Source organism: Tritonibacter multivorans, from assembly GCF_001458415.1.
Taxonomy (GTDB): domain Bacteria; phylum Pseudomonadota; class Alphaproteobacteria; order Rhodobacterales; family Rhodobacteraceae; genus Epibacterium; species Epibacterium multivorans.
The window spans coordinates 122,036-133,055 of record NZ_CYSD01000033.1 but is presented as its reverse complement, the minus strand read 5'-3'; the positions used below and the strand labels follow the sequence as shown (position 1 = coordinate 133,055).

The 11,020-nt window shown below is 59.6% G+C and carries 11 protein-coding genes; 7 read left to right on the top strand and 4 right to left on the bottom strand.

The genetic code is table 11. The features are described from left to right. Positions 1–116 precede the first annotated feature (116 nt). The 3 genes from tuf to TRM7557_RS10820 all read right to left on the bottom strand — a co-directional run bounded on the left by tuf (position 117) and on the right by TRM7557_RS10820 (position 4,515). Positions 117–1,292, bottom strand: a complete 1,176-nt coding sequence (gene tuf, locus TRM7557_RS10830) for an elongation factor Tu (protein ID WP_058290229.1) — start codon at positions 1,290–1,292, stop codon at positions 117–119. 117 nt (positions 1,293–1,409) lie between these two features. Continuing rightward, positions 1,410–2,039 (bottom strand): hypothetical protein, encoded by a 630-nt coding sequence (locus tag TRM7557_RS10825; RefSeq protein WP_058290228.1) that lies wholly within the window; start codon positions 2,037–2,039, stop codon positions 1,410–1,412. Positions 2,040–2,166: 127 nt separating this feature from the next. After that, positions 2,167–4,515, bottom strand: coding sequence for a DNA topoisomerase IV subunit A (locus TRM7557_RS10820; protein WP_058290227.1), 2,349 nt, complete (start codon positions 4,513–4,515; stop codon positions 2,167–2,169). 276 nt (positions 4,516–4,791) lie between these two features. Between TRM7557_RS10820 and TRM7557_RS10815 the strand changes: the two genes are divergently transcribed. The 6 genes from TRM7557_RS10815 to TRM7557_RS10790 all read left to right on the top strand — a co-directional run bounded on the left by TRM7557_RS10815 (position 4,792) and on the right by TRM7557_RS10790 (position 9,033). Beyond that, the gene (locus TRM7557_RS10815; RefSeq protein WP_058290226.1) at positions 4,792–5,382 is read left to right on the top strand and encodes an SH3 domain-containing protein; all 591 of its coding nucleotides are present in this window, start codon (positions 4,792–4,794) and stop codon (positions 5,380–5,382) included. 27 nt (positions 5,383–5,409) lie between these two features. Next, the gene (locus TRM7557_RS10810) at positions 5,410–6,240 is read left to right on the top strand and encodes an SDR family NAD(P)-dependent oxidoreductase (protein WP_058290225.1); all 831 of its coding nucleotides are present in this window, start codon (positions 5,410–5,412) and stop codon (positions 6,238–6,240) included. A 57-nt stretch (positions 6,241–6,297) separates the two neighbouring features. After that, complete coding sequence (locus TRM7557_RS10805) at positions 6,298–6,504, top strand: twin transmembrane helix small protein (protein WP_058290224.1); 207 nt, start codon at positions 6,298–6,300, stop codon at positions 6,502–6,504. A 2-nt stretch (positions 6,505–6,506) separates the two neighbouring features. Then, positions 6,507–7,079: a cob(I)yrinic acid a,c-diamide adenosyltransferase gene (locus tag TRM7557_RS10800; protein ID WP_058290223.1), complete on the top strand. Its 573-nt coding sequence runs from the start codon at positions 6,507–6,509 to the stop codon at positions 7,077–7,079. Positions 7,080–7,345: 266 nt separating this feature from the next. Beyond that, positions 7,346–8,104: an electron transfer flavoprotein subunit beta/FixA family protein gene (locus TRM7557_RS10795; protein ID WP_058290222.1), complete on the top strand. Its 759-nt coding sequence runs from the start codon at positions 7,346–7,348 to the stop codon at positions 8,102–8,104. Then, the gene (locus TRM7557_RS10790) at positions 8,104–9,033 is read left to right on the top strand and encodes an electron transfer flavoprotein subunit alpha/FixB family protein (RefSeq protein ID WP_058290221.1); all 930 of its coding nucleotides are present in this window, start codon (positions 8,104–8,106) and stop codon (positions 9,031–9,033) included. The genes TRM7557_RS10795 and TRM7557_RS10790 overlap by 1 nt, the downstream gene beginning before the upstream one ends. 75 nt (positions 9,034–9,108) lie before the next feature. Here the strand turns inward: TRM7557_RS10790 and TRM7557_RS10785 are convergent, their stop codons facing one another. After that, entirely contained in the window at positions 9,109–9,927 is an 819-nt protein-coding gene (locus tag TRM7557_RS10785; protein ID WP_058290220.1) for a DUF6473 family protein, read from the bottom strand. Between the two features lie 157 nt (positions 9,928–10,084). On the opposite strand from TRM7557_RS10785, the gene TRM7557_RS10780 reads away from it, so the two are divergent. Beyond that, entirely contained in the window at positions 10,085–10,960 is an 876-nt protein-coding gene (locus TRM7557_RS10780) for a 3-hydroxybutyryl-CoA dehydrogenase (RefSeq protein WP_058290219.1), read from the top strand. The last annotated feature ends 60 nt before the right edge of the window (positions 10,961–11,020 follow it).

Sequence of the window (11,020 nt, the reverse complement as noted above, 5' to 3'; positions counted from 1 at the left end):
CAAAAAGGGCGCCCCGCGGGACGCCCTTTCTTTACTTGCCAGCGTGTTGCTGTCGGGACATTCGCGCCTGCCCTGAACCGGACTGTGGCGCAAATACCCTGTCGCAACCTCTAAGATCACTCGGTGATCTTGGAGACAACGCCCGCGCCAACGGTGCGGCCGCCTTCGCGGATCGCGAAGCGCAGACCGTCTTCCATTGCGATCGGTGCGATCAGTTCAACGTCGAACTTCAGGTTGTCGCCCGGCATAACCATCTCGGTGCCAGCCGGCAGAGTCACGGTGCCGGTGACGTCGGTGGTGCGGAAGTAGAACTGCGGACGGTAGTTCGCGAAGAACGGGGTGTGACGACCACCTTCTTCTTTGGTGAGGATATAGGCCTCAGCTTCGAACTTGGTGTGCGGGGTCACGGAACCCGGCTTACACAGAACCTGGCCACGCTCAACGCCTTCACGGTCAACACCGCGCAGCAGGGCGCCGATGTTGTCGCCTGCTTCACCACGGTCCAGCAGCTTGCGGAACATTTCCACACCGGTGCAGGTGGTTTTGCCGGTTTCACGGATACCAACGATTTCGATTTCGTCGCCAACGTTGATCACGCCGCGCTCAACACGACCGGTCACAACGGTACCACGACCAGAGATCGAGAACACGTCTTCGATCGGCATCAGGAACGGCAGGTCAACCGCACGCTCAGGAGTCGGGATGTACTCATCAACAGCTGCCATCAGCTCTTTGATTTTCTCTTCGCCGATTTCAGGCTTGTTGCCTTCCATCGCCGCCAGAGCGGACCCTGCGATGATCGGGATATCGTCGCCCGGGAAGTCGTAGGAAGACAGCAGTTCGCGGATTTCCATCTCGACGAGCTCCAGGAGCTCTTCGTCGTCAACCTGGTCAACTTTGTTCATGAACACGACCAGCGCAGGAACGCCAACCTGACGCGCCAGCAGGATGTGCTCGCGGGTCTGCGGCATCGGGCCGTCCGCTGCGTTCACAACCAGGATCGCGCCGTCCATCTGCGCCGCACCGGTGATCATGTTTTTGACGTAGTCGGCGTGGCCGGGGCAGTCAACGTGAGCGTAGTGACGTGCTTCGGTCTCGTATTCCACGTGCGCGGTGGAGATGGTGATACCACGTGCGCGCTCTTCCGGTGCACCGTCGATCTGGTCGTATGCCTGGAAGTCACCGAAGTATTTGGTGATTGCCGCGGTCAGAGTGGTTTTACCGTGGTCAACGTGGCCAACGGTGCCGATGTTGACGTGCGGTTTATTACGCTCAAACTTTTCCTTTGCCATTACGTAGGCGCCCTTTGAAATTTGGGGGGTCCAGCTTCGGACCCGGTTTCCTCTGCGCGCGCGGCTTATGCGGTTTACGAGAAAAAATCAAGCCGTTCGTTCTTGACAATGCCGATTTTAACCGGCGGCGGGGGTGTCCGCTGCGTTCGCAAGGGGGGCGGTGGCGGGCGCAGCTGCCGCATCGTCTGCCGCGTCGGGAACCGCCCCTTCGCGCAGGTCAAACCAGCCGTTTTCCTTGTGCTGTTCGGCCATGTATTCCTCGAGTTTGTCGACAATATTGAGCGACAGCCCCTGGATCTGCTCTTCTTTTGTCCGCGCATGACCGGATCCCAAAAGCGCGCTCTGGCCGGTGGTGCTTTCAAAGATTTCCATCTGATGTTCCCGCGCGAGGAATTCTTTTTTCTCTACGTCGTACACAAAGACATTCACCACAGCGACGCTTTTGGGAGACAGAATCAGCGGAATGCCCGCAGGCGCAAGCAAGAACCCTTCGAGGGTCACGGCAACATCATATTGCTGGCGGCCCTCATAGCGGCGCATCCGGGTATCCAGCGCGTTTTCAAGCGCTGCGTTCCATTCGGACCCTTCCGCATCGCGCGATGTGGGCCACTGGCGCGCCTTATCGGTGTGGACATAGGTGACGCGGGCGCTGAATTCGCCAAGGTCTTCGCGGGCTTCGTGCATTTGGGTTTCGCCGCAAGCAACGGTCAGGGTCAGCAGGGCCAAGGCGGCGAGGGTACGGAACATGGGGCCTCTCAGGGATCAGTCAAACTTTGACATGTCTTAGACCCTGCTTTGGGGCGACGTAAACCTGCGCAAAAACAAACCCCCGCGCGGTGGCGCGGGGGTTGCGGGAGTGTCACAGAAACCGGGGTTACTTGAACTTGTAGTTTTTCGGGAAGCCATAGGGCGGACGTTTGCCAACCGAACCGCGCTTGCCCAGCCATTCGCTGAGATCCGGTTCGTGGCGGGTCTTGCCGCCGCCCATTTCCCAGCTCAGACCTTCGGCCCAGGTGAAGGTGGTGACATCCGACAGGCCGCCATCCAATTCAAGCGCACCCTGCTTGCCGCGCGCCATATTGTATTTCTGCAGGCGCACACCTTTGCCGCGGTTGAGTTCGGGCATTTCCTCGATCGCGAAGGTCAGGAATTTGCCGTTCTCAGACACCACGGCAACATGGTCACCGGACACCGGGATGCAGATCTTGGCGCGCTCATCATCCTTGACGTTCAGCACCTGCTTGCCGCCCCGGGTCTGGGCCACGATGTCTGCCTCAGCACAGATAAAGCCATTGCCCGCATCCGACGCCACCAGCAGTTTGCCTTCGGGGCGATGGATCAGAATATCGACAATCTCGGCCTCGTTCGGCAGATCCACCATCAGTCGCAGCGGTTCGCCCATGCCACGCCCACCGGGCAGATTCGCGGCTGATACCGTGAACACACGCCCGTTGGAGGCAAAGACCAACAGCCGGTCGGTGGTTTCTGCATGGAAGATAAAGCGCGGGCCATCGCCATCCTTGAACTTCAGTTCGCGGGTCAGGTCGATATGGCCGGTCATGGCCCGGATCCAACCCATTTGCGAGCAGACCACCGTGATCGGCTCGCGCTCGATCATGGCCTCAATCGGCACCTCTTCGACCTCGCCCGCTTCGGCAAAGCGGGTGCGGCGCGCGCCACCGGCATAATCCTTGCCAAACTGCTTTTTGGTGTCGCGCAGCTGTTCGGTAATGCGTTTCCACTGGAGATCCTCGGACCCCAGCAGTTCGACCAGCCCAGCGCGCTCTTCGCGCAGCGCGTCGCGTTCGCGGGTCAGTTCGATCTCTTCGAGCTTGCGCAAGGACCGCAGGCGCATGTTCAGGATCGCCTCGGCCTGAACCTCGGACAGCTCACCCGCGCCGGGCAACGGCGTCTGATAATCGTCCTCACTGAAGGCGCGCGGGTGCTCGCGATCCCAGTCTTCGCGCATCAGCGCGGCTTTGGGGTCTTCGTCATAGCGGATAATGTCGATCACCCGGTCAAGGTTGAGGAAGGCAATAATAAAGCCATCCAACACCTCAAGACGGTGGTCGATCTTGCCCATGCGGTGACGCGAGCGACGCTGCAACACGTCGCGGCGGTGATCAAGGAAGGCGCGCAGCACTTCCTTCATCGAACAGACCTTCGGGGTCACCCCGTCGATCAGCACGTTCATGTTCAGGCTAAAGCGGATTTCCAGATCCGAATTGCGGAACATCATACCCATGAGCAGTTCCGGATCCACATTCTTGGATTTAGGCTCAAGGACAATGCGGATGTCATCCGCCGATTCATCGCGGATATCGGCAAGAATCGGCACTTTTTTGGTCTGGATCAGCTCCGCGATCTTTTCGATCAGCTTGGACTTCTGAACCTGATAGGGGATCTCGGTGACAACAACCTGCCATTGCCCCCGCCCCAGGTCTTCGACCTCCCAGGTCGAGCGCAGGCGGAACGAGCCACGGCCTTTGCGGTAGGCCTCGGCGATGTTTTCCTTTGGCTCTACGATCACACCACCTGTGGGGAAATCCGGGCCCGGAACATATTGCAGCAGCGTGTCATCTGCCGCACCGGGGGATTTGATCAGGTGGATACAGGCGTCGATCAGTTCCGCGATGTTGTGCGGCGGAATGTTTGTCGCCATGCCCACCGCAATGCCGCTTGCGCCGTTGGCAAGGATATTGGGGAAGGTCGCAGGCAGAACCGCCGGTTCCTGCAGACGCCCATCATAATTGTCGCGGAAATCAACAGCATCCTCAGCGAGGCCCTGCAGCATGGCTTCGGCGATGAAGGTCATGCGCGCTTCTGTGTAGCGCGAGGCCGCCGGGTTATCGCCGTCGATATTGCCAAAGTTGCCCTGACCATCGACCAGCGGATAGCGGACGTTAAAATCCTGCGCCAGTCGCGCCATGGCATCATAGATCGCGGCATCACCGTGCGGGTGGAAGTCCCCCATCGTGTCGCCCGAGATTTTGGCCGATTTCAGAAAGCCCCCGCTCGACGTCAGGCGCAGCCGGCTCATCGCGTAGAGGATCCGCCGGTGCACTGGCTTTAGGCCGTCACGTGCATCGGGCAGCGCGCGGTGCATAATCGTGCTCAGCGCATAGGTCAGATAGCGCTCGCCAATGGCGCGGCGCAGGGGTTCCAGGATCTCTCCCTCTTCGGGGAGTTCGGGATGTTCGGGATCGTCTACCAGCTCGCTCATGCGAAAGTGATACTGCCCCACCCCGACAGGGTAAAGGATGCATGAACAGTGACGGGGGCAGAATTTCGCTGTTGCCGCCCGGTTGCCCCCCGGTGATTGTCCTCAAAGCCCTTTACATAGGGGGAGAAAGCCCCCCGCTCTCCCCTCTCTTTGTGTTATCTTAAAGATGTATCTAATCGCCAGAATGCGATTCCCGAACGAAATGGCCGCTGCCAGCGTATGCCATTTCCCGGGGCTGAAACCGATAGATCTGTTGTGTTAATGAGGAGCCGCGATATGTCGCGATTTGTTGTTTTGTCTTTTCTTGGTCTGGGCTTTGCCTTTTACGAGCTGAGCGGGGGGGCCGATTTTGAACCACCCCTGCGCCCTGTGACCCCTTCCCCTTTTGCTGAGGCCGCCCCTGTTGCCTCCACATCCGACGTCCAGCCGGAACCGGTTGTGCAGGCCAGTGTTGTCACAGCCCCCACCGCCCCGCGCACGCGCCCGGCCGAGGTAACCGCACAGCTGCAAAACGCCGCCTTGGTGTCTGATGGCAAGACACGCCTGACGCTTGCCACCGAAGGGCTGCAGCTGGCCTCTCTGGAAGGTGGCTTGGCGGCGGGGACCGTGGACGTCGCTGCCGTTGCGCCCGAAGCCGTCGAAAATACCCCCCAAGAGGTCGCGATGGATATCCGCACCGTCCGGGCCAGCCGCGTGAACATGCGTCAGGGGCCGAACACCACCTATCCAATCCTGAACCGCCTGCTGGCAGGCGACAAGGTCGAGATCCTGCGCGATGAAGGTGCTGGCTGGGCCATGCTGCGGGTGTCAAAGACAGGCCAGGTGGGCTGGATTGCCACTTCCCTGCTCAGCCCGAAAGGCTCATAACGGCTCCCAATCTTTGGGGAGTCGTCCATGCAGAAATCCATCCTGATCACCGGCTGTTCGTCCGGTATTGGCCTTGATGCGGCGCGCGGCATGAAGGCACGCGGCTGGCGGGTCTTTGCCTCTTGCCGCAAACAGGAAGACTGCGACCGGATGATCGCAGGAGGGTTTGAAAGCCCGCGCATTGACTACCGCGACACCGCCAGCATCACCGCAGGGCTGGCCGACGTGCTGGACGCCACCGGTGGCACGTTGGATGCGCTGTTCAACAATGGCGCTCATGGGTTGCCAGGCGCGGTCGAGGACCTGCCGACCGAGGGCCTGCGCGAAATCTTCGAGGTCAATTTCTTTGGCTGGCACGAGCTGACCCGGCAGGTGATTCCGGTGATGCGTCGGCAGGGGCATGGCCGTATCGTCCACAACTCTTCGGTGCTTGGCATGGTGTCCTACCCCTGGCGGGGGGCCTATGCGGCGACGAAATTTGCGTTGGAAGGGCTGACCGACACCATGCGGGTCGAACTGTCTGACACAGGTATCCATGTGGTGCTGATCGAACCGGGGCCTGTCACATCGAAGATCCGCGAAAACTCGATCCCGCATTTTGAACGTCACATCGACTGGCAGGCCTCCCCGATCCGGGACCGCTACGAAGCGGGGCTTCTGAAGCGCCTCTACCAGGACAGCGGCCCTGATCCGTTTGAGCGTCCGCCCTCCGCGGTGACAGCAAAACTGGCGCATGCCTGTGAAAGCCGCCGCCCCCGGCCCCGTTATTATGTGACGACGCCGACCTATATTGCGGGCACCCTGCGACGTATTCTCTCAACCCGCGCAATTGACCGGATCCTTCAGCGGTATAAATAATCGCCTCAGCCCGAATGCCCCGCATACAAGGCACCCCAACAGAAAAGGACGGCCGCCGTGACAACTCTCTTTTATTCCCTCGGCGTCATAGCCATGATCGCCACCGCTGTTGTCTTGCTGATCGGCATTGGCGGCTTTGGCGCAGGCGGCAAATTCAACGCCAAGTTTGGCAATAAGATGATGCAACTGCGACTGGCGCTGCAATTTGTGGCCGTGGTGCTGCTGATGGCGTTCATGTGGTTTGCAAACCAGGGGGGGCAATAACAATGGTGGTTCTGAGCAAGATCTACACCCGCACCGGCGACAAGGGCGACACCGCGCTGGGAAATGGCGACCGCGTCGCCAAACACAGCGCCCGCGTGTCGGCCTATGGCACCTCGGACGAGCTGAACTGTTTTGTCGGCGTGGCCCGTCTCGAAGCTGAAGAAGATATGGATGCGGCCCTGTCGCGCATCCAGAACGATCTGTTCGATCTGGGCGCAGACCTGTGCAGCCCCGACATGGACAAAGACGCCGGGGCCGAATACCCGCCGCTGCGCATGGTTCAATCTCAGGTGGATCGCTTGGAGGCCGAGATCGACGCCATGAATGCGAATCTGGAGCCGCTGCGCAGTTTCATCCTGCCCGGTGGGTCCCGTCTGGCCGCCCATCTGCATGTCTGCCGCACCGTGGCGCGCCGCGCAGAGCGTCTGGCCACGGAACTGGCCTGCGACGAAGCGATCAACCCGGTGGCCGTGACCTATCTGAACCGCCTGTCGGATTGGTTCTTTGTGGCCGCGCGCATTGCCAATGAAAACGGCACCAAAGATGTGCTGTGGGTTCCGGGCGCGAACCGCTGAACCTCGGCTGGGCTTGCCTAAAGCCGAATCTGTTTCCGCAAACATGCCCCGTCGGCCCCCCGTCGGGGCATTGTTATTGCGCAGGCTCGCCGGGTGTCGGGTTTAAAATTTCGTCGGAAAACCTTCATATAAATGTCGAACGCGACGTCCCCGGACAAAAACATGACGATTTTACCCTGTTACCGCCTTTGCTGAGTGGCTATCAAAAGCCCGAGAGCTTTCCGGGAATCCGTTTCCCGGTGTCCGACAGTTAAGGAGAAACGCACATGAAGGTACTCGTGCCTGTCAAACGCGTGATCGACTACAACGTGAAAGTGCGCGTAAACGCGGACGGCAGCGGTGTTGATCTCGCAAACGTCAAAATGTCGATGAACCCCTTCGACGAAATCGCCGTCGAAGAGGCCATCCGCCTGAAAGAAGCCGGCAAGGCAGACGAAGTTGTTGTCGTCTCCATCGGCGTCGAGAAAGCTCAGGAAACCCTGCGCACCGCACTGGCCATGGGCGCAGACCGCGCAATCCTGGTTGTTGCAGCGGACGACGTTCACACCGACATCGAGCCCCTGGCCGTTGCCAAACTGCTGGCAAAAGTTGTCGAAGAAGAGCAGCCCGGTCTGGTCATCGCTGGTAAACAGGCGATCGACAACGACATGAACGCAACCGGCCAGATGCTGTCCGCGCTGCTGGGTTGGTCCCAGGCGACCTTCGCGTCCGAAGTGGACATCGAAGGCGATTCCGCAAAAGTCACCCGCGAGGTTGACGGCGGTCTGCAGACCATCTCTGTCAAGATGCCGACCATCCTGACCGTTGACCTGCGCCTGAACGAGCCGCGTTATGCGTCGCTGCCGAACATCATGAAAGCCAAGAAAAAGCCGCTGGAATCCAAAACAGCTGCTGATTACGGCGTTGATGTTTCCCCGCGTCTGACCGTGGTCGAAACCAAAGAGCCCGAGTCCCGTTCCGCTGGCATCATCGTCGGCTCCGTGGACGAGCTGGTCGAAAAACTCAAAGAAGCGGGGGCTGTGTAATGTCTGTTCTTCTTCTCGCAGAAGTCACCAATGGTGAACTGGCGCTGGACGCAACCGCAAAAGCCGTTGCAGCCGCGAAATCCCTGGGCGACGTGACCGTTCTGGCCGCTGGTGCATCCGCAGCAGCCGCTGGCGAAGCCGCCGCAAAAATCGACGGTGTGGCCAAAGTTCTGGTTGCTGAAGACGCGTCCCTGGGCCACCGCCTGGCAGAACCGACTGCAGCCCTGATCGCGGGTCTGGCATCCGACTTCTCCCACGTTGTTGCACCCGCGACCACCGACGCCAAAAACATCCTGCCGCGCGTTGCTGCGCTGCTGGACGTGATGGTGATCTCTGACGTGACCGCCGTTGTCGACGCCGACACGTTTGAGCGTCCGATCTATGCCGGTAACGCGATCCAGGTTGTGAAATCTTCCGACGCGAAGAAAGTCATCACCTTCCGGACCTCCACCTTCGACGCCGCAGGCGAAGGCGGTTCCGCATCTGTTGAGACCATCGGCGCTGCCGAAAACCCCGGCCTGTCCGAGTGGGTCGAAGACAAGGTTGCAGAATCCGACCGCCCCGAGCTGACCTCCGCAGGCATCGTTGTCTCCGGCGGCCGTGGCGTTGGGTCTGAAGAAGACTTCAAAATCATCGAAGCTCTGGCAGACAAGCTGGGCGCCGCTGTTGGCGCATCCCGCGCGGCTGTGGACTCCGGCTATGCACCGAACGACTGGCAGGTTGGCCAGACCGGTAAGGTGGTTGCACCGGATCTCTACATCGCAGCAGGTATCTCCGGCGCGATCCAGCACCTTGCTGGTATGAAAGACTCCAAGATCATCGTCGCGATCAACAAAGACGAAGAAGCACCGATCTTCCAGGTTGCTGACTTCGGTCTGGTTGCCGACCTGTTCGAGGCAGTGCCCGCACTGACCGAAAAACTGGGCTAAGCCCCAGCTGTCTGAGAGACAAAGAAAAGGCCCGCCAGTTTGGCGGGCCTTTTTCGTTGCAGGTTGGCAGCGACCTCAGGCAAGAAGCGGGCGCAGCCTGTCACACAGCAGCTTGGCGATCCGGTCGTTTTCCTTGGGCCCCAGCATGCGTTTGGCGGCTGGCAGGTCCATGGGACCAAAGCTCATCCCCGAGACATCCTCGGCCGCTTCCGCGTCGCGTGTGGCAATCTCTACAACCGCCTCTGCTTTGGGGGCCAGCACTGACACCATGCGCGGGCTCACCATCGACGGGGTCGGGCCCAGGTTGCGCTCTGAAATGGGCTTTTGGCGCAGCCACAACAGGACAGCGTGCCCTTTGACCCGCTCCAGAATATGCACCATGCGTTCGAGCCAGACTTCCTGTAGATGCGCCTCCACTTCGGCAAAGCGCCCCGGCGCAATGTCGCGCAATGTGGTCAGCAGATGTTTGTTGAAATGAAAGTCGGTGAAATCCACCTCAGGATACAGCGCCGTCAGCGCAGGGTGGGCTGCCAGAAACCGGTCATTGCGCCGGGGATGCACCTTGTAGAACCGGTTTGACAGGTTCTGCGCATCCATCAATTGCACCACGGTCAAATCTGCCCCAGCAACCACATCCATCAGGCTGTCATCAAACAGAAAGCTGTCGATCCCTGCGTTGATGCTGCCTAGGTTCACACAGGCACGCCCCAACAGGGCCTCGGTCGTTTGCACAAAGGAACAGTCGACAAAGCGGCCGAACACCTCGGTGCTGCCAATAAAGGTCAGATATGGATTGTTAAGGTCCCGTTTGGGACCGCGAACGTATAACCGTGACGTACCATACCGGCACGGCTCCGCAGCCAGCGCATCAGCGCTTCTGGATTCGTAGCTCATCTAGCCCACCAATTTTTCACCCACTGCCCAATTTGCGCTCCAAATCTTTCCAAAGACCTAAAAACTGCTTTTGGCTAAAACTGTCGGCATAGCGCTTGTTTCTGCACTGCGGAAACCGATAAGATCACGCCAAACGGCAATCAGAGAGGCCAGGGCGATGGATGTTCAAAAGGTAGGTGTGATCGGCGCAGGCCAGATGGGAAATGGCATTGCCCATGTGATGGCCCTGTCCGGATTTGACGTTGTTCTCAATGACATAAGCCAAACCGCACTGGACAATGCGCTTGCTCAGATCCAGAAGAACCTGGCCCGTCAGGCAAGCCGTGGCAAAATCGAAGACGCCGCTGTTAGCGCCGCCATGGCGCGCATTTCGACCTCGATGCAATTGGCCGATGTGGGCGCAACGGATCTGGTGATCGAAGCCGCGACCGAACGGGAAACGATCAAGCAGGCCATTTTTGACGATCTTTTGCCGCATTTGCAGCCGCATACGATTCTCACCTCGAACACCTCTTCGATCTCCATCACACGTCTCGCATCGCGCACCGATCGTCCCGAACGCTTCATGGGGTTCCACTTCATGAACCCGGTTCCGGTGATGCAGCTGGTCGAGCTGATCCGTGGCATCGCCACCGATGAGGACACGTTCCAGACCTGCCAGACCGTGGTGGAGAAGCTTGGCAAAACCGCTGCCAGCGCCGAGGACTTCCCGGCGTTCATCGTCAACCGGATCCTGATGCCGATGATCAATGAGGCGGTCTACACGCTCTATGAAGGGGTCGGCAACGTGCGCTCTATCGACGAATCGATGAAGCTGGGTGCGAACCACCCGATGGGCCCGCTGGAGCTGGCGGATTTTATTGGTCTGGACACCTGCCTGGCGATCATGAACGTGCTGCACGACGGGCTGGCGGACACCAAATACCGCCCCTGCCCGCTGCTGACCAAATATGTCGAGGCAGGCTGGCTGGGCCGCAAGACACAGCGTGGGTTTTATGACTATCGCGGCGAAACACCGGTGCCGACACGCTAAGGCGCAAGCCCCCGCAAACACAAACGGCGCCCGAGGGCGCCGTTGTTCGTTTTAGCAGAA